Origin of the sequence: Streptococcus mitis subsp. hohhotensis (genome assembly GCF_000722775.1) — a bacterium.
Taxonomy (GTDB): Bacteria; Bacillota; Bacilli; order Lactobacillales; family Streptococcaceae; genus Streptococcus; species Streptococcus carlssonii.
The window spans coordinates 78,255-98,810 of the sequence record NZ_JPFZ01000007.1 but is presented as its reverse complement, the minus strand read 5'-3'; the positions used below and the strand labels follow the sequence as shown (position 1 = coordinate 98,810).

At 42.2% G+C, this 20,556-nt stretch carries 11 protein-coding genes; all 11 read right to left on the bottom strand.

The window, feature by feature from the left end; all coding sequences use genetic code 11:
• Position 1: 1 nt before the first annotated feature.
• The 11 genes from SK608_RS01445 to SK608_RS11955 all read right to left on the bottom strand — a co-directional run bounded on the left by SK608_RS01445 (position 2) and on the right by SK608_RS11955 (position 20,465).
• A complete protein-coding gene (locus SK608_RS01445) occupies positions 2-667 on the bottom strand; it encodes a 3-keto-L-gulonate-6-phosphate decarboxylase UlaD (protein WP_000166737.1) in 666 nt (221 codons plus the stop codon).
• Positions 668-683: 16 nt separating this feature from the next.
• On the bottom strand, positions 684-1,169 hold the full coding sequence (locus tag SK608_RS01440; RefSeq protein WP_001049925.1) for a PTS sugar transporter subunit IIA: 486 nt from the start codon (positions 1,167-1,169) through the stop codon (positions 684-686).
• Between the two features lie 76 nt (positions 1,170-1,245).
• Complete coding sequence (locus SK608_RS01435) at positions 1,246-1,527, bottom strand: PTS sugar transporter subunit IIB (protein WP_000241466.1); 282 nt, start codon at positions 1,525-1,527, stop codon at positions 1,246-1,248.
• A 22-nt stretch (positions 1,528-1,549) separates the two neighbouring features.
• Positions 1,550-3,007, bottom strand: coding sequence for a PTS ascorbate transporter subunit IIC (locus SK608_RS01430; RefSeq protein WP_000452074.1), 1,458 nt, complete (start codon positions 3,005-3,007; stop codon positions 1,550-1,552).
• A gap of 130 nt (positions 3,008-3,137) precedes the next feature.
• Positions 3,138-3,761: a hypothetical protein gene (locus SK608_RS01425; RefSeq protein ID WP_000932629.1), complete on the bottom strand. Its 624-nt coding sequence runs from the start codon at positions 3,759-3,761 to the stop codon at positions 3,138-3,140.
• Positions 3,762-3,811: 50 nt separating this feature from the next.
• Positions 3,812-4,801: an RNA-binding cell elongation regulator Jag/EloR gene (gene jag, locus SK608_RS01420; protein WP_000260005.1), complete on the bottom strand. Its 990-nt coding sequence runs from the start codon at positions 4,799-4,801 to the stop codon at positions 3,812-3,814.
• 17 nt (positions 4,802-4,818) lie between these two features.
• A complete protein-coding gene (locus SK608_RS01415; protein ID WP_004236733.1) occupies positions 4,819-5,643 on the bottom strand; it encodes a membrane protein insertase YidC in 825 nt (274 codons plus the stop codon).
• Complete coding sequence (gene rnpA / locus SK608_RS01410; protein ID WP_033675993.1) at positions 5,618-5,989, bottom strand: ribonuclease P protein component; 372 nt, start codon at positions 5,987-5,989, stop codon at positions 5,618-5,620. Before rnpA ends, SK608_RS01415 begins: the two co-directional genes overlap by 26 nt.
• A gap of 149 nt (positions 5,990-6,138) precedes the next feature.
• On the bottom strand, positions 6,139-7,329 hold the full coding sequence (locus SK608_RS01405) for an acetate kinase (RefSeq protein WP_000167762.1): 1,191 nt from the start codon (positions 7,327-7,329) through the stop codon (positions 6,139-6,141).
• Between the two features lie 51 nt (positions 7,330-7,380).
• Positions 7,381-8,334 (bottom strand): class I SAM-dependent methyltransferase, encoded by a 954-nt coding sequence (locus SK608_RS01400; RefSeq protein WP_033675990.1) that lies wholly within the window; start codon positions 8,332-8,334, stop codon positions 7,381-7,383.
• Between the two features lie 665 nt (positions 8,335-8,999).
• Positions 9,000-20,465, bottom strand: a complete 11,466-nt coding sequence (locus SK608_RS11955) for an accessory Sec-dependent serine-rich glycoprotein adhesin (protein WP_033675988.1) — start codon at positions 20,463-20,465, stop codon at positions 9,000-9,002.
• Between the last annotated feature and the right edge of the window lie 91 nt (positions 20,466-20,556).

Sequence of the window (20,556 nt, the reverse complement as noted above, 5' to 3'; positions counted from 1 at the left end):
TTTACCCCCAAATTCGTCTGATTTCATCCTTGAAGGCACGCGCTGCTCCTGCTGGATCTGCAGCCTCTGTAATTCCACGACCTGCGATAAAGGTAAAGACATCAACGCCTTCAAATAGTTTGAGAGTATCTACATCTAGACCACCTGTTACAGACACACGGAAGCCCATGTCGATAAGTTTTTTAACCTTATTAAGGTCTTTTTCACCCCAAGTTTCACCAGCAAGAAGAGCATCACGAGATTGGTGATAAATAGCTTGTGAGATACCTGCATCTAGCCAAAGCTGAGCTTGTTCAAAAGTCCAATCGCCATAAAGCTCGATCTGGATTTCGCCTCGTTCTCCTCGTTCAGTCTTGATAGCCTTTAAAGCTGCTTCCATAGTAGGGATGGTTGCACAACAGATACAAGTCATCCAGTCTGCTCCACGAACCGCATTATTTTTAGCAACTGTTCCACCAGCATCAGCACATTTTGTGTCTGCCACAATAATCTTATCTGGGAAAAGGCTACGCAAGACTTCAACCAGTTCACTTCCAACTTGAAGCAAGCAAACAGTTCCAGCTTCGATAATATCTACTTCCTGACCAACAGAAACAGCTGCTTTAATCGCTCCTTGCAAGTCTGAATGATCTAATGCAACTTGTAAATTAGGGATTCTTTTTGTCATTTCTTTATTCCTCTTTCTAACTTTCCAAATCCAATCCTTCGAGATAAGGGCTATCCTTAGATTCTTCAATCATAGCCAAGACATCTTCTTTAGTCTGGCAAGCCTGTAAACGTGCAATAGAATCTTCTAATTCAAACAGGGCAATGATTTGTGGAATGGCTACACTTGTGTGAATTTTTGAGCTTGTTGCTGCTAGTGCCAACAAAACAGATACCTCTTTCCCATCTGAAAATACAACAGGATTTTGTAAGGTAATCAATGAAAAGGCATCTCTTTGCACTCCAGCTTCAGGTCTAGCGTGGGGCATAGCCATACCTGGCATTAAGATATAGTAAGGGCCATACTCTTCAGTTGATTCGATAATAGCATCGTAATACTCTGGCAAAATTGCCCCACTTTCAATCAAGGGATCTACTGCTACCTTGACTGCTTCTTTCCAGTCTTTAGCTTCTAAACCTAGTCGGATCGAGTCATTGTCAATTAAAGCTTGTTTTAAATTCATATCTGCCTCCTTTATTTAAAGAGGGAGAAGGACAGAAACGATGATTCTCAGTTTCTATCCAGCCCCCTCCAACCTTTTACTGTAGTGCTTGACTGAGTTTTTCAGTGATTTCTTTATCATCCATCAAGTTGTCAAGCCCAATTAACTTCCCATTAGTTCGCCCTTCCAATTCTTGGATCAAATGAAGAGAAGCGATTACGATGTCATATCCTGCTGCTAAACCTTTAGCTTCACCGACACTGCATGAATTGACTGTAAAATCTGTTTGATTAAGCTTACGGAGAGCATTTTCAACCTTCATCTTGATAACCATTGATGAACCCATTCCATTTCCGCACGCTGCTAATACTTTAACCATTTTATTTCTCCTTTTCTAGATACTAAGCTTCTTCTTGAACTGCACCGTTGTAATATTTCTCTTTATCTTTTGCTTTGGCAAATTGAAGTTGAGGAATAACAAGCAAGAAGAGACACACAAGTACATAACCAACAATACCAAGGTATTTGAAGATATATCCAAATCCAAGCCATGGGAATTCAAAGTCGATATTTCCATGGTAACCACCATAAGATGCTAAATCAAGAAGAGCTACACAGAGAGCTCCTAAAGCAACTTGGAGAACACCTGAGATGAAGGATAGGATAACAGCCGCTTTCCATCCACCGCGTTTATCAGCGTAGACCGCAATGGCTGCATTGTCAAAGAACACTGGTACAAATCCTGTAATAATAAGAATCGGATTTTTAAAGACGATGAGCAAGACAATTGTGATCAATTGACCAATCAAACCAAAGGCAAATCCTGACAAGACAGCGTTTGGAGAACCAAATCCATAAGAAGCTGCAACGTCAACCGCTGGGAATGAGCCTGGCAACAATTTGTTTGAAATACCTTGGAAGGCGTTTGTCAACTCAGATACGAACATGCGGACACCTTGCATCAAAACGAACAAGTAAACTGAGAAGGTAAAGGCTGTTTGAATAATGTACATAAAGAAATCTTGTTTAGCAGGATTGAATAGAGTTCCTGAAGTGATGACTTCTTTATTAGACATAATGTCTGGACCCAAGATTAAAAGAATGGCTCCGAAGAATACGAGCATCAAGGTAGCAGATGCAACAACTGTATCGTGGAAGATTGAGAGGAACTTAGGTAATTTAAGATTGTCTAAACTTTCTTCTTTCTTACCAAAGCGTCCTGCTACTTTATCTACAAACCAGATTGCAAATTGCTGTTGGTGACCAATCGCAAATCCGCCACCACCAGTCAAGCGTTGAGTTGCCTCAACAGTCATATTTGAACTAACTGCCCAGTAAAGTCCACAGATGATACCAATCGCTGCTGTACCGTAAGCATTGCGCAATTGTGGTACTAAGAATAGAACCATAAGAGATACTGTTGCAGCTTGTTGTACCATGATGTGACCAGTAATAAAGAGGGTTCTTACCTTCGTGATCTTGCGAAGAGCTACGAGCAAGATATTTATTCCGAAACCAATCAATAGAGCTGTAGTTGCAGTTCCAACAAAATCTGGAAACTCTGCTGCAATTTTGTTGTTTGCTGCAGCAAGTCCAAAGTAAGGGTCGATAACCGCTGCACCAATTTGGAATTTGTAGTTAAGGGCTGCTAAGATCGGACGGAAGGTTGTAACCAAACCACCTGCACCCACATTGAGCAACATATACCCTACTGTTGCTTTAACAAACCCTGAGAAAACGTCGTGGGCAGGTTTTTTCAAAAGTGCGTATCCTATCAACACCAATAAACCTACGAAAAATGCGGGATTCTGCAAAATATTGCTAGAAAACCAATTTAGAACACTTGAAATGACTTCCATAATTGTTCTCCTTTTGAATTGTTTTTGTAGGTTTATTATATAATTTGAAAGCGTAAACAAAAAGACCAAGAATTACACAGCGGACTGTTCACTCTTGGACTGTATGATTTATGATATTTTAATGATTAGCTTAGTTTCTCGTAGCTAGATAAAATGGAAGAATTTTATCATAAGATTTCAGTAGGGCTTCTACGATTTCTTCTTCAGATGAATTCTCTGTTATAGGGACATCTATTTTAACTAACACTTTTCGGACTTCCTGATTGGATAGTTTATTTCTTAAAATTTGACGATTTTCTTCGTTCGCCTCCCACCGTTGACTTTGACCATCAGAGTAGACTAGATAATAAACACCTTCAACGGTTGGAACTTTTAAAACTTTGGCCTGCTTGCCTAGAGTTCGCTCATCTTTCTTACGCTCGATGAAACTGACCTCTAAGGAAATTCCAAAGTCAGTAGATGTCCCATACAAACGAAGAGCCAACATAGGTTCTGTTACTTGTCCGTCTCTCTGTAGATAAACCCAAAAATGTGGTCGTAAACGTTGCGCCTGATTCATCCACTGGCTAGTCTGTTGAAGTTGCCATTCTGGATGACTTGCTTGAAAGGCTTTAGCCAGTTCTGTAAAAGCCTTTCGAGCCTCTTGGCCTTTGTGGCGCAATTCCAGCATTTTCTCTCGCTCTGCTCCAGCCTTATCAGGATTACGGTACTGCAAATCAGCAAAGTCTAAATAGTCTCTTATCTTATTCAACATTAATTTAATCTCCTCCAGCTAGCAAAAAATCAGGATAACCCTGATTTTACTTATTCTGTATCTACGACAACATAACGATTTGGCTCATCACCTTCAGAGTAACTGGTCACGCCATCCATACGTGAAATAATACGATGAATAATCTTGCGTTCGCTATTTGACATTGGATCTGTCTGATGACTGCGTCCTTCTTCTAAAACACGAGTCGCCAATTTTTGCGCATAGGTCTGCAAGACTTCTGCACGGTGTTCAACATAATCATTGACATTAATAGTAATGTAGAAGGTTCTTGAATAGCGGTTGTAAAGATAATTTTGAGCCAATAGTTGCAAGGCCTTCAAGACTTTACCATGGTAGCCGATAATACGACCTGGTTCGTTAGTATCAATTTGCAAATTGATGCTACGACGGTTATAGTCATTTGAAAGTGTAGCTTCAACATCCATGTCATCAATAATTGTTTGAACATAAGTCGTTACTTCCGTAGCTACTTGTTCAATATCAAAGCTCGGTTCAACTTTTAAGCCCAAGTCTTCTAGTTCTTGACTTTCAGTTTGCTCAGCTTGGTTTTCAATAATAGGAGTTTCTACTTCTTCTTCGAGAGCAGTTTCTTCAAGTTGTAATTCATTTAAAATCTCAATGTGACCAGTTTCTTCTAAGATAGTGCTGGCATGTCTTTCATGTTTTAAGATTTCAGCCTTGACTTCATCAGAAATACCTTGGCCTTCTTCCTCAATCTTTTTAATTGCCTCTACAACATGACCCAAATCAACAGTTGCTTCACTGACTGTTTTAACAGGCTCATTCAAATCATTAATTTGCTTCGGAACTCCCTTTACAGCTTGTTGGTTTGCTTTTACAACTGTCGTTTCACTAATAGCATCAATATCCACTTGGGCTGGTTTTTTACCAAATAAACCAAGAAATCCTTTTTTCTCACGAGAAATGACTTTGATATGAGCCTTCATTCTTGGAATATCTAATTCTTTCAATCCTTTCTGGATTGCTTCTTCAACAGTTGAACCTGTAAATACTACCATTACCAGATTCCTCCTTATTATTTCGTTTTCTGAGCCTTTTTCTTGGCTTTTCTTTTTCTATTTTCCAAATCTTTCTGTGCCTGTACTACAGCCTCGCGCTCTGCAATAATCTTGAATGGATTGTTCAAGAAATAGGTTTGCAAGACTTGATAAGCATTGGACACTGCCCAGTAGAGAGCGACTCCGCTCGGAGCATAAACCCCAAAGATAAAAATCAAGACCGGAATACCGTACATCATCGCAGTCGTAGCTCCATTACGCTCAGACAAGGCTTTGTTGGACAGCCAAGTACTTAAAAAGGTGAATACTGCTGCTAAAATCGGAAGAACAAGGGTTGTATCCACACCACCAAGGTTAATCCATAAGAAATGACCTGTCTTTAAAAAGTCAACTCTTGATAGAGCTTGGAACAAGGCCAAGATAACCGGCATCTGAATCAAAATCGGCCAAAGAGAATCTGACTGTCTGACACCCATTTCTTTAAAGACTTTACGCATTTCTTGCTCTAGCTTGGTTCTGCTTTCCATATCTCGACCTGGATATTGTTCTCGAAGCGCCTTAATGCGTGGTTGAGCTTCTTGCATTTTTCTGGAAGCCACCATTTGCACTTGAAAGACTGGCAAAAGCAGTGTACGAATCAAGACCGTAAAGAGAATAATCCCCACTCCGATACTGATATCAAACGATAAAAAGCGAATAATTTCCGCAAAGAAGTAAACAAATTTACTCCAAAAATCAGCCGAATTGGCTGTAATATCGCTAGTTGTCCCATTTGTTGCACAGGCTGTCATGATAAATAGGGACAGTCCTAGCAAACTAGTCAACTGTAGTTTCTTTTTCACTCCCATTTCCTTCCTGGTAAATCTTTGATAATTTTAATACGTGGAGTAGATTTTTCTCCATCTCTGCGTATCCCAAGGTTTCGACCCCTTTTCGAGCAATGACAACAAAGTCGACATCTTCTACCAGACTCCCTTTGGCATTCTGGATAATATGACGAATCCGTCTCTTAATTTGATTTCTAGTGACGGCATTCCCCAGTTTTTTGCTAACTGATAGACCTACTCGAAAATGGTTTTTATGGTTTTCTAATTGGTAGACAACAAATTTGCGATTAGCAAAACTTGTCCCCTCCTTGAAAATCGCCTTAAAATCTTTCTCTCTTTTTACACGAAAGTTTTTCTTCAAAACTCAACTCCATCTATTAAATTACTACTATTATACCATATTTTTCAAAAAAGCCAATCATAGCAAGGTTTTGGACATTTCCATCAGAAAAAGAAGCTGGAAAAATCTCTTTTCCAACTCCTTGTCCTAAATATTTTTTCTAGTTTTACTTATTTTTTCAAGCGTTCAACGTCACGGGCAATAACTAGCTCTTCATCTGTTGGAATAACCAATACACGGATCTTCGCTGCCTCTGTTGAGATGTCTCCTGTCACACCAAAGACGTTCTTTTCTGGGTCAACATCACAACCAAACCAAGAGATACCTGAGATAACATCTTCACGCACATTTGCAGCATTTTCACCAATACCTGCAGTAAAGATAATAGCATCTGCTCCATTTAGGACTGCAAGGTATTGGCCGATATGTTTTTGGATACGGTCAACATACATTTCATAAGCTAAAGTGGCATCGTGGTCCCCTTCTTCCATAGCAGCAATCACATCACGCATATCACTAGATTTACCTGAAACCCCCATAAGCCCTGATTCACGATTAAGGATGCGACTAATGTCTTCAGGCGTGTTAAAGTCCTCTGTATATTGCATTAAGTAAGGAATGATAGCTGGGTCAATATCCCCTGTACGAGTTCCCATCATCACACCACCAAGTGGAGTGAAGCCCATTGAAGTATCGACAGATTGACCACCCTTAACAGCTGTAATAGAAGCACCATTACCGATGTGGCAAGTAATCAATTTCAAGTCCTCTAATGGACGGCCCAAGAGTTTTGCTGCTTCTCCTGCTACAAACTGGTGACTTGTACCGTGGGCACCATATTTACGAACCTTGTTTTCTGTGTAATATTTTGTTGGTAGAGGGTAGCGATAAGCTTTCTCTGGCATACTTGTGTGGAATGAAGTATCAAAAACAACTACACTGGTAATGTCTGGCAACAATTCCTTGAAGGCACGAACACCTGCTGCATTGGCTGGATTGTGGAGAGGAGCCAACAAGCTCAACTCTTCAACTTTTTCTAAAACATCTCCCTCAACGACTGTTGATTCTTTGAAATATTCTCCACCAGCCACAACACGGTGTCCAACACCAGTAATCTCGTCATAAGCCTTGATAATATCGAAACGAATCAAGTCATCCAATAAGATTTTAACAGCTTGTGTGTGATTTTCAATATCCAAAATTTGTTGTTCAGAACGACCATCAAATTTTACAGTTGAAATTGAATCTTTCAAACCGATACGTTCAATCAAACCTTTCGCCAATACTTTTTCTTCTGGCATTAAGTATAATTGCCATTTCAAACTTGAACTTCCCGCATTGATTGCAATTGTTTTTGTCATAACATGATACCCCTTTTTTAAGCGTTTTCATCTATTATAACAAAATCTATTTTATATTTCAGTACCTTGAGTCCATTTTTGAAAATTTTCTTTAAATTTCATTAAAACACTTGCATCTTGCAAGCTAGCAAGTGGATAAACAAAAGGCTCTACTGCTAGTTCACTTTTCTTCTGCAAGATAAAAATAGTCTTGGATTGTTTAGCATTAGCAAAGAGATTTTCAGGCAGACTGATCATGGCAGTCAGACTTGCCTCCTCTTTCAACCAACCTTTCAACAAGTCACTTTGAGGGCTGGTCAACAAATCACTCGGAGCTAGAAAAATAGCGTATCCGTCTGACTTGAGATACTTAAGCCCTTGTTCCATGAGCAAGTGATGGGCGTAGGTATGTTCTTGACTAGAAGCAACTTGATGGCGCGACGCAACGGCATCATCAGGATAATAGCCGACAGGCAAGTCGCTGATGACCACATCGCTTTCTTTGAGCATTTGTGGACGAACAGCATCTCCTTGGACAAAACCAGCCTGCAAACCAATTACATCTGCCATGCTAGCTGCCAAATCAATCAGCAAATCATCCACTTCCATTCCCAAGTAATCCACCTTTTTATCAAGCGAGGTCAAGAAAGTAGCCCCCAGAATCCCCATCCCGGAACCCATTTCGAGGATAGTGATTTCCTCCTCTTTAAACAATTCTTCCACAATAAACACCAAAAGTAAAGCAATGGCATCTGGCGTAAACTGGTGATTGGCCTGTAGGGGCTCTGTCTGCCCAGCCTTCATCAAGAGAAACTGGTAGGTCTTGAGCCATTCTTCTTTGCGAAGTGCTAAACGCTTAAGGGCTTGATTGTTCTCCTTGACCTGCTCTAACTCAGTTTCACCATCCAGATAAATGCTGTTTTGCTCCACCAGGGCGTCATAAAAGTTGGTCGCCAAATCACTTTGAATGACTTGGACATTCTCTAGTAAATAGGTATAAGCTTGTTCAATTTTTTCAAAATCCATATTCCTATCTTATCAAATTTCCCTTCTTTTTTCCATCCTTATAGAAAAATTACACTATATCTACATTGGTTGCCCGTTAATCTTTTATTGATGACATCAATCTTATCTACACAAGATCAGATAAACGTTTCTTACTATCTACAACTGTACTCTTATCTTGCTGTCTGATTATTGCTTGGTATAAAATGGCACATAATCATTCTAATTAACTCACCCCTCTTCTACTAATCCTCTCTAATATATAATCGAAGGAAATAAAAGATCAAAACAGTGCAAGAAAAGTCCACTAATACTCAATGACAAAGAGCAAACTAGCCGCAGGTTGCTCAAAGCACTACTTTGAGGTTGCAGATAGAACTGACGAAGTCAGTAACCATACCTACGTCAAGGCGACGTTGACGTGATTTGAAGAGATTTTCGAAGTGTATAATCTATCAATACTTTTATGAAGTAGTTTTTCGTACTCAATTTTTTAACCGACTATACAAACACAAGGCTGGGAAACTCAATTCCATCCGAAAAGAAAGGAAATATTTTCACAATAAAACGCATACTATCAAGTTTTTGAACACCTGATAATATGCGTTTTTATGATTTTACAGACTTTTTTGTCCAAACTCGATAGACACATCTATCGCCAATCAAATATGAGATAAGCAGATTGTTTACATTTCTTCTTCATTATCACGTTTACGGCGTTTCGCAAATAAACCTAAACCAGTTACAGCTGCCAAAGCTCCTAGAAGCGCAGATGTTCTGGAAGCTTCTGTACCTGTATTTGGCAATTGCTGTCTTGACTTACCTGTTGATTCTGATGGTGTTTCAGAAGATACTGTGTCTATTGATGCAGATGCACTTGTTGACTCAGACTCAGAGGCTGGTGTGCTTGAACTTGTTGAAACTGATTCTGAGACTGATGTACTTGTTGAAATAGACATAGATACCGATGTTGAGACTGACGTGCTTAGACTTGCTGACTGCGAAGCACTATCACTCAAACTAAAGTCTGGTTTATCAGTACTATCCGGAACTGACATACTTGTTGAAGTCGATTGACTTGCTGACGTGCTTGCACTTGTTGACGCTGAGGTAGACGCTACAGCGCTTGTTGACGCTGATGTAGAGGCTACTGCACTTGTGCTTGCTGAGGTAGATGCTACCGCGCTTGTGCTTGCTGAGGTAGAGGCTACGGCACTTGTGCTTGCTGAGGTAGAGGCTACGGCACTTGTTGATGCTGAGGTAGATGCTACGGCACTTGTTGACGCTGAGGTAGACGCTACGGCACTTGTTGATGCTGAGGTAGAGGCTACCGCACTTGTTGATGCTGAGGTAGACGCTACGGCGCTTGTGCTTGCTGAAGTAGAGGCTACGGCACTTGTTGACGATGAGGTAGACGCTACGGCGCTAGTACTTGCTGATGTAGAGGCTACAGCGCTAGTGCTTGCTGATGTAGATGCTACGGCACTTGTGCTTGCTGAGGTAGATGCTACTGCACTTGTACTTGCTGACGTAGACGCTACGGCACTTGTACTTGCTGACGTAGACGCTACAGCACTTGTGCTTGCTGACGTAGACGCTACAGCGCTTGTACTTGCTGAGGTAGACGCTACAGCACTTGTGCTTGCTGACGTAGACGCTACTGCGCTTGTGCTTGCTGACGTAGACGCTACTGCGCTTGTTGACGCTGATGTAGAGGCTACAGCACTTGTGCTTGCTGAGGTAGATGCTACCGCGCTTGTGCTTGCTGAGGTAGAGGCTACCGCACTTGTTGACGCTGAAGTAGAGGCTACCGCACTTGTTGATGCTGATGTAGAGGCTACCGCACTTGTTGATGCTGATGTAGATGCTACTGCGCTTGTGCTTGCTGATGTAGACGCTACGGCACTTGTTGACGCTGAGGTAGACGCTACTGCGCTTGTGCTTGCTGAGGTAGAGGCTACCGCACTTGTTGACGCTGAGGTAGACGCTACGGCGCTTGTTGACGCTGAGGTAGAGGCTACGGCGCTTGTGCTTGCTGACGTAGACGCTACAGCACTTGTTGACGCTGAGGTAGACGCTACTGCGCTTGTGCTTGCTGATGTAGACGCTACGGCGCTTGTGCTTGCTGATGTAGACGCTACAGCGCTTGTGCTTGCTGATGTAGACGCTACGGCGCTTATGCTTGCTGATGTAGAGGCTACTGCGCTAGTACTTGCTGATGTAGATGCTACAGCGCTTGTGCTGGCTGAGGTAGAGGCTACGGCGCTAGTGCTTGCTGATGTAGAGGCTACCGCACTTGTTGATGCTGATGTAGAGGCTACCGCACTTGTTGATGCTGATGTAGAGGCTACGGCGCTTGTGCTTGCTGATGTAGAGGCTACAGCGCTTGTGCTTGCTGATGTAGAGGCTACCGCACTTGTTGAGGCTGATGTAGAGGCTACGGCACTTGTTGAGGCTGATGTAGACGCTACGGCGCTTGTTGAGGCTGATGTAGACGCTACGGCACTTGTACTTGCTGATGTAGAAGCTACCGCACTTGTACTTGCTGAGGTAGACGCTACGGCGCTTGTTGACGCTGATGTAGACGCTACCGCACTTGTACTTGCTGATGTAGACGCTACGGCGCTTGTTGACGCTGATGTAGACGCTACTGCGCTTGTGCTTGCTGAGGTAGAGGCTACCGCACTTGTTGACGCTGAGGTAGACGCTACGGCGCTTGTTGACGCTGAGGTAGAGGCTACGGCGCTTGTGCTTGCTGACGTAGACGCTACAGCACTTGTTGACGCTGAGGTAGACGCTACCGCACTTGTGCTTGCTGATGTAGATGCTACTGCGCTAGTGCTTGCTGATGTAGAGGCTACCGCACTTGTTGATGCTGATGTAGAGGCTACGGCGCTTGTGCTTGCTGAGGTAGACGCTACCGCACTTGTGCTTGCTGATGTAGATGCTACTGCGCTTGTACTTGCTGATGTAGAGGCTACCGCACTTGTTGACGCTGAGGTAGACGCTACCGCACTTGTTGATGCTGAGGTAGAGGCTACCGCACTTGTTGACGCTGAAGTAGAGGCTACCGCACTGGTTGATGCTGAAGTAGAGGCTACCGCGCTAGTACTTGCTGATGTAGAGGCTACCGCGCTAGTACTTGCTGATGTAGACGCTACGGCACTTGTTGATGCTGATGTAGAGGCTACCGCACTTGTTGATGCTGATGTAGAGGCTACCGCGCTTGTACTTGCTGATGTAGAGGCTACTGCACTTGTTGACGCTGATGTAGAGGCTACCGCACTTGTTGATGCTGATGTAGAGGCTACTGCGCTTGTGCTTGCTGATGTAGACGCTACGGCACTTGTTGACGCTGATGTAGAGGCTACCGCGCTAGTACTTGCTGACGTAGATGCTACTGCGCTTGTACTTGCTGACGTAGATGCTACAGCGCTTGTGCTTGCTGATGTAGACGCTACTGCGCTAGTACTTGCTGAGGTAGACGCTACTGCGCTTGTTGACGCTGAGGTAGATGCTACAGCGCTTGTGCTTGCTGATGTAGAGGCTACCGCACTTGTTGATGCTGATGTAGAGGCTACAGCGCTAGTGCTTGCTGATGTAGACGCTACTGCACTTGTTGACGCTGAAGTAGAGGCTACTGCGCTTGTGCTTGCTGATGTAGACGCTACGGCACTTGTTGATGCTGATGTAGACGCTACAGCGCTTGTGCTTGCTGATGTAGACGCTACGGCGCTTGTTGATGCTGATGTAGAGGCTACAGCGCTTGTGCTTGCTGATGTAGAAGCTATCGCACTTGTGCTTGCTGAGGTAGACGCTACAGTACTTGTTGATGCTGAGGTAGAGGCTACCGCACTTGTGCTTGCTGATGTAGAGGCTACAGCGCTTGTTGAGGCTGAGGTAGATGCTTGTTCAGATTTATGTACAGAATCCGATACTGGTACTTCTACTACGTTCGATGTACCATCTTTGTAAGTAATAACTACTTTTACTTTACCATTTGATACAGCACCATTATCTTTAAAGTCATAACCACTAATACGATTATCTTCTTGTGGATTTGAACCCTTAACCGCTGCAAGAATCTTTTGTTTATCCTCTGGAGACAAGGTTGTCGCATTGCTTACTTGAACCTGTGCTGGCGCTTTACCTGGGAATTTTTCACTTAATTTCCCTTGAACAACCTTAAATGTAGTATCATTATTCGTATTTTCAGAAAAGTCTTTTGTACGAATCTGACGCGTCCAAAGATTACCTGATAAATAGGGTTGGTTTTCGTTGTACTTACCATTAATTGTCAACGTAGCTGGATCCGTAGCAGTAGCTGTTATCGGAACTCCAGCAGGGGGATTGTTAATCGTTCCATTAGAATTATGATTACGTGTTGTCATGTTATCTTGGACAGTACGACCATCCCATACTTCTAGACTACGAACCTTACCACTGTTATCCGTAGCTTTCACAACAAAGCGATATTCATCCCCGGCGTAAAGTTCATATCCTTGAGCAGAACGTCTCTCTTCGTCAGTAGCACTATCACGAACAGCTGTCTTAGGTCGATCAACCCAATTATTCCCATCCTTGACTTGCAGAACAACTTCTACTTTTGGTTTTTCGTTTTCCTTAGTAATTTCTTTAGTCGTTGATGTGCTAAGAGTTTCTGGATTTCCTTCAGGATTTGTAACAACTTTAGTTTGTGTAACCGTTACGTTTCCTGTTGGAAGCAGACCGTTACTATCTGCTAATTCATCTGCTCCAAATGCGACACTTGTAGCACCAGCTGGTACTGTCTTCGGAATTTCCTTACTTCCTATTCTCAAGGTTACTGTTGCACCTGGTGTCACATTTGTCACAGTAATACTACGATTTGGAAGACCACCTGTATTTGTTACTTGATCATCTGCAATTTGTGGTGTTGTTAGGTTGACTTTGATAGTTACAGGGATATTAATATCTCTTGTTTTACCACTAGAATCTCTCAAAGTCATCTTGACATTTCTTGTCACATAACCCGGATTCGCCACCGCTGCTGCATCTGGAGTTTGATTAGTATTCCATTCAAATCCAGTAGGAGCAAGAGCTTCTGGACTTCCATCAACTGGCTTAACAGCTTCCTTGGCATTTGCAATAATGCTTGCAAGAGGGGCTGTGTCACCAACTGTTGTTTCAAATACCTGCTTAGCAGTATATTCTAATACAGTGTAGTTAAAGGAAACCTCACTAGAAAGCACTGTGTTTTCTGGTGTAATAGTTCCAAAACGACTGACACCGTATGTCGCTTTCACAGTATAAGTTTCTTTACCTAATTTATCATTATTCCAAATCGCACTAAAGGTTGGTCTATTAGCCGTTGTTTCTGTAGCGCCCTGTTCTGTGTTGTAACGATAAGACCAGTTTGTTCCTGAAGGGAAGGCAGGATCATTCAAGTTTGTATAAACTTGAGTATGGCCACCCATGTGGTTCCAGCCTTTATTGATTTCAAACTCACCTGTCAAACCGTTATTTGTATGCGTCTCAACTTTTGGATAAATTGTGTAGTTATAAGGAATTTCATCCGTTGTTCCGTCTGGATGTGTCACCAATAAGGTTGCTGTACGTTCTCCAAGCACATCAAACGTTGGCTCACTTCCTGTTTTCCAAGTGACTTGCGTATTATCAGGTAAGGCTTTATTTCCTACTCCACGTACAAATTTTCTTAGATCCAAGTCTGCCAATGTTTCATCACTAATAGCATAGAATCTATCAGAAACTTTTTCTACACCATATTTAACGTTTGGTTGAACTGTATTTGTCGTACCATCTGCATAAGTAATGGTTACAGAACCATTTTCATTTTGAGTGTAGTTTGTAATTTTTCTATCTGTTTGTGGGTTAGCTGCCTTAATCGCTGCAAATACTTGCGCTTTTTCTTCTGGTGTCAAGTTTGCTGCATCTGCAACGACAAACTTAGTCGTTGGATCTACACCTGGGTATTTCTCAGCCAATTTACCTTGTTTCAGACGGAAGCGGCTTCCCTCAGAACGGTTTCCAACTACATCTTCTGCGACAATGGCACGAGTAACGTGTTGACCTTCAGTATGTTGAAGATCAGCCCTAACTGTTCCTTCTTGTACAACTGTTGCTGGTGATGTTGCAGTAGCTGGTGTAACTGTTGTAATATTATTTGGCGCAGCAGTTCCCCAAGTACTATGTAGGACGTTATCTGTTGCTGATGCTGTGTTTGAACCTTGTCTTACGACAGTATTCGCAATCTTACTACTGTTATCTGTGAACTTGGTTGTAAAGCGGAGTTTATCACCTGCATAGAAGGTATGTGTCACAAGACCACTTGCATCTGTAGACTTCGGTACAGCATTCCATGTTTTCGTCTTTTCATCCCAGACTTCTACAACTGTATCCTGAGCTACTGGAGCTTCCGTTTCACGAGTAATCGTTCCACTTGCTGTTGCAGAGGTCAATACCTTATCTGTATTATCGCTAGGATCACGACGTGTAACTGCCTGATTAACAGTGATATCCCCTACAGGAAGAAGACCATTATTAGCTGCATAGACTGGTTGTAAGTCAGTAGCATCAAAGGTTACACTTGTAGCGTTAGGTCCAGCTGTCTTAGTGATTGTTTTACCAGCAATTGTAAGGTTAACTGTTGCACCTGGAACAACATTATTAATCTGAATAGATTGATTTGGCAAACCACCTTTTTCAGAGATTGTATTTTCTACGATAACCGGTGTCTTAGGATTGACTTTCACTAGAACCTTCACTTCTCTATCTACTGGAAGTGTATGCACTGTATTACTTGAGTCACCCGGCAATGTCATACTTATTCGATGGATAGAAAAACCAGGATTTGCAACAGTTGTGTTATCTGGTTTTTCTCCATTATGCCACACGAATGTCGTACCCTCTGGTACCTCTGTACGACCATCTGTAGGTTTTGTAGCATCTTTTGGTGTTTCCACTATTGAACCCAGACCAGCAAGATCTCCTTGGGTTGTTTCAAACACATCTTTTGCTTTAGTATACTCATAAACGGCATAATCCCATTGCGTTGAAGTTGTCAAGGCAGGATTGTCTGCAGATACTGCACCGAAACGACCAGTTGGATAGGTAGCATTCAATGTGTATCTTGTCTTGTGTGTTTGGTTTTCAGGATCTTTATCTTCTGTATGCCAAACTGAACTAAAGGTTGGATTGTTTCCTGTAGACTTACGTTCAGCACCCTCATTGTTTAGGCGGTATGAGTACTCCCATTTCATAGGAATATCAGGGTTGTTGAAACCTGTGTTAACCCCCATATTTGTATAAACTGAAGTATGTCCACCAATACGGTTATAGTTCTTGAAGGCATGGAAGTTACCTGTTTGACCGTTATTCGTCTTAGTTTCCAGTTTTGGATAGACTTGGTAAGTGTAGTTTAAGTCTTTTGTAGAACGATCTGGGTAAGTGATGGTAAGGACTGCTGTTTTCCCTGAACCAACATCACCTGTCGTTGGTGCTGTTTTCCATGTGACTTTAGCTGTTTCTGGAATAGTACCATTGACGAAGTCTCTCGGAATTAAGTTCGCAACATCTTCATCTTGAACCGCATAGAAGTTACCATTGTTTTTAGTTGTGACATTGTACTTACTTGCTTGAGTTTGAACAGTGATGGTAATCCTTGTCGGATTCTTAGCATTTGAGTTTCCTAGTTTATCTTTAGCAACGATTGTTACTGGATAACTACCCGCCGGAGCTGTTGTTGTACCTGTGATTTTACCATTTGAATAGCTCAAACCTGCAGGAAGACCTGTAATCACAACACCATTTGTATCGGCAAGACCAACACCCGTATCCACAACTGTCAATGGAATATCCACGTTCTCACCTGTTGTAGCAGTACCATTTGTCGCTGTGATAACTGGAGCTTCTTTATCTACTACCAAACGAGTTGAGGATTCATCACTGGCACGATTATCCGACGTATAAGTGAATGCACTAAGCGTTGAACCATCCTTAGTCACTCTCTCTGGGAGACTTACGACACCAGTTGAAGGGTTAATTGTCACACCTGATGGCGTTTCATTCAAGGACCAGGTACCATTTGATGCTTTTCTAGCAGTCAAGGTCTTGTTCGTTGAAGAACCTGTTGGTGTATAAGTAATTTCCATACGATTGACTGTGGTCTCAGATGTTTTAGGCGCAACAGTCACATCACCGTTTAGGAGAGGAGTAATCTCTGGTCTACTTGGTTTTAATACAAATCCAACTCGAACTTCTTTTTCACTCGGTGTAAAGGTTGTTCGAGTTGTACTCGCTTCATCCTTTGTATCATCAGGGAAGGTAGCGATAGCATTGTAAGTCCATTTACCAGGGTTTGTATTAATTAAGTCTTCTCTAGTAGCATCTCCCCTTTGAGCATTTTTCCACTTATCGAAGTTCATTCCACCTGGGAAGTATTTATCATCCTCTAGGTTACCATTGCTTGTCGTTCCAATATAGTAGTGGGCATCTCCAAGCTTATCACCCATGTTTTTATAGACTTCACCATTAGTGTCCAAGTTTTTAGGAACAACATCAACAATACGGTACTTCATGTAACGAGTTACTTCAGTTGTTCCATCCGATACGACAACTTCAGCTATGTGAGTACCAAGCGCTTGATTATCATTTACTGTTCCATTAATCAGACGTCCAGAATACTGGTTGCTTTCTGTTTTACCATTTTGCTCGGTAAAGTTTCCTGATGTCACACCACCTGGTAGATTTTTAACCTGCAATTTAGTCAACTTACCTGAGTTATCCCAAGCTTTAACGATTGGGTTAAAGGTAGCGCCACGATAGACTGTAAAGAGCGGTGCATCCGATTCAGTAGGACGAGTTGTAGGAAGTGTTTTCCCTTGAACTGTTACATTCGGTGCAATATTATCACGAGCGTTAAACTGTACTGTAACTCTATCTGTTGAACCATCTGGGTAAGTGACTATAATATCACGTGTATGTTGACCTGCTGTCCAGTTTGTTGGTTCAGCATCAGCCCAAGCATAGGTTGTCTTAGTCCCAGCTGTTGTTCCGTTAGTTGGGAGACTTGAACGGTTGGTGATATAAGTTTCAGGATTATCAAAACGAACACGACCATCTGCTTTAATATCTACGTTTTGAGTAGCAGCTGTTGGTGTGTACTTCTCTGCTTGCGCACGGTATTCAACTATGATTTTGGCAGCATTGCTATCATTGTCCGTACCAGCATCATTTGTCAAACCAACGTGGTCATAACCTGCTACATAACGAGTCCATGAACCTGAATTACCTGTATAGGCTTTTCCGACATGACCTGTCAATTTCACAACACTTGGTTGTGTATCCGTTGCATTATTTTCTTGACCAAGTCTGTTTTGATTTGTCGTGAAATTCATCACTGTTTGTTTTGAATCATCAACAATATCATTTGTCTCAAATTTGCCACTAGGAGCTGTTGCGTTGGCTCCATTGCCACGAACTTTGATCTTATCTAGTCGTTTAAGGTTATCCGTCAACTTGATATCGACATCAATCTCTTCTTCACGATAAACGAGAATCTTACGAGGATTAGCAGTATCTACCTTAGCACCCTTGTTGGCTACGATTGTCGTAATCTTTGGCTTTTCTGTATCTGTAAAGCGAGCTGTGACGGCATTACTAAACTCAGATTCTACATAATTCTTCGTTGTATTTTTTTCAATATAAGAAGGTTGGTTCTCAATTTTCACCTTAGCCTTAAAGCTATCATTATTTGCCATTTGGACATTGCTAAAGGTAGCAACCCCTTGCGCATTGGCAGTAGTGCTCGTTAGTAAGGTATTATTTTTATAAAGTTCAACTTTTTTGTTTGGAGTTGCATTTGCTACCGTGATGGTTTGAGACGATACATTTTCTTGTAAAGTTGTTGTGATTTCTGGAGTTTTTGGTTTCACAACAAACTTAACTGGTGTATTTAGCGTTCCTTCATTATTAGGGAAGACACGACGGATGTTGTATTCAAATACTCCCGGAGTACGACCAATTTGATTTTTTGCAACAAGGTTATTTCCCTGATAGAACTCTATCTTAGTGCCATCTGGTCCTTTTTTACCAGAATAGTCTTGGGTACCTGGATGTACTAAGTACTGGTTAGGGTCAACATAGGCTTGGTTTGGATCATTATTTGAGTACCACCATTTCAATCCAGCCTTATTAAACTCAGATGTATTATATGGTGCATCAACCTGATTTACGATATATGTTCCACCATCACGTGCTGCAAACGGATAGGCCTGCTGCACTGTCAATTTCAATGGGTTCTTATGAGCTGCAGAACCTGCCCAAGATGTGGCTTGTGTCCCCTGACCATAGAGGAAGGTCATATCTCTCAACTGAGCATTTGTAACATTAGTAGGAACTGTGGTTTCAAAACGCATGACAGAGACACGTCCCTGATCCCCTACATCGACATGCTTATATATCGTTCTAGGGTCATTGCTCCAGATAATCTTGTCTTTAACATGTTGTTCCCAGAGAGTTTTATATACTCCACCCCAGCCCTGCGTACTGTGGGCAGCAACCTTTTTGAGCAAGTTAAATTGTTGGTCTCCGTTGTTAAGAGAAACTTTGTCAAAATTACGGATTACTTCGACAGAACCATTTCTGTCATTATTTTTATACTCAGTAGGGAATTCTGCAGGATTGTTAGATACAGGCAGATTTGCAAAATCAGCATTCGCTTGTCCTGTCACTCGTCTAGTATATGTCGTTCTATAGATTTCAGTCGGCATATTGACTTCAGTTGGAATCTGGAACCACTGCGTATTTTGCGTTCTATTCATTGTTTGGGCAGGGTTGGTCATGACTGTCCAGACGATAGACGTTACTTTCCCGTTGCTATCAAACTTAGGAGTGGCTTTCATAAAGGTCTCGTGTTCAACACGAGCCTTCACACTGTCACTCTCACCAGAAGTCAAGTAGGTTACCTTTTCCCCGTTACCACGATCCTCTACAAAATGGTTAATAGCATTACTTCCAAGCTGTGGGTTACGAGCTAGCAAATGCACTCCCCGTGCCATTTGCTTACCATTGAGATGGCTACGTTTACCATTGTGGGCACGTAGCACAGCGTTAACGATTGAGTTTTGCGCAGATGTGGCTTGCTTGATAACATCTGTCAAGTCAGCATTTGGAGTTTTCAATGCTTCTTCGATAGCTGTTACAGCAGCATTCACCTTAGCAACCGCTGCTTCTGTATTTGGCAGACCGATAGACTTAGCGAGGTATTCACCCATAGTCGCTGAGATTTTAGATAGACGTTTGCGGTCTTCTTGTGCTTTCTTGTTGCTCTCAGCAGATACAGTAGTCGCTACGGCAGCTGTTGTCGTTGTATCCACCAAACTTGAAGTCGTTGATGTGATTTGGCTCAAACGAGTTTCAACTGCTTGTAGAGATGCGAGGCTATCAGTGATAACTTTTGAAAGAGCTGCATCAGCTGTTGCGTTAGCTGCATCTTCCTTACGAACAGATGTCTCTTTGTTTGAAGCTGTCTCTGATGTTGCTGGTTTTGCAAGTTCAGAAGTTGCTCCAGCTTGTGATTGAGAAGCACTTGTTACAGCCGATGTACTTGCCGATGTAGACGCTACAGCACTTGTTGAGGCTGATGCGCTTGCCGATGTACTTACACTTGTTGAAGTACTTACAGATTGGCTTTCACTTTCTGAAAGATGCTTACTTGCATTCTTGGAAGCTTCCTCAGACAAGGATTGGCTTTGGCTGACAGAAACTGATAGGCTGTCGGCTTGAGCCCCCTCCTGATCTTTTACTGTTCCCAAAGTTACCGTGTCTGTATTCGCAAGTGTTTGATTTGACTCTACTGTCTTTTCAAGAGCGTCGTTGGCATAAACAGTTGTTTGTGTTGCAACTGCTCCTCCAAACACCGTCCCTGCTGCGGCTATCCCTTTCAGGATATCCAATCCTGTTAGTGTATTTGATGATTGCTCTTCGATTACTTCAGTTGTTACCTGAGCAGCATCTACACCACCACGCAGGACTTTAAAGAGACCAAATTGAGAGGTCGAGGCACGCAACCAATGCTTACCCGACTTAATCAACTTGAAACGGGTCACACGATCCGTTTCTCTATATTCACCTTCTTGGCGTCTAAAAAACATTTTTTAGATTCCTTTCCAATTAAATTTATGTGTATTTATCAATAAAATACCAATCTATATTATACACTTCAAATGCAGTTAATTCAATAAC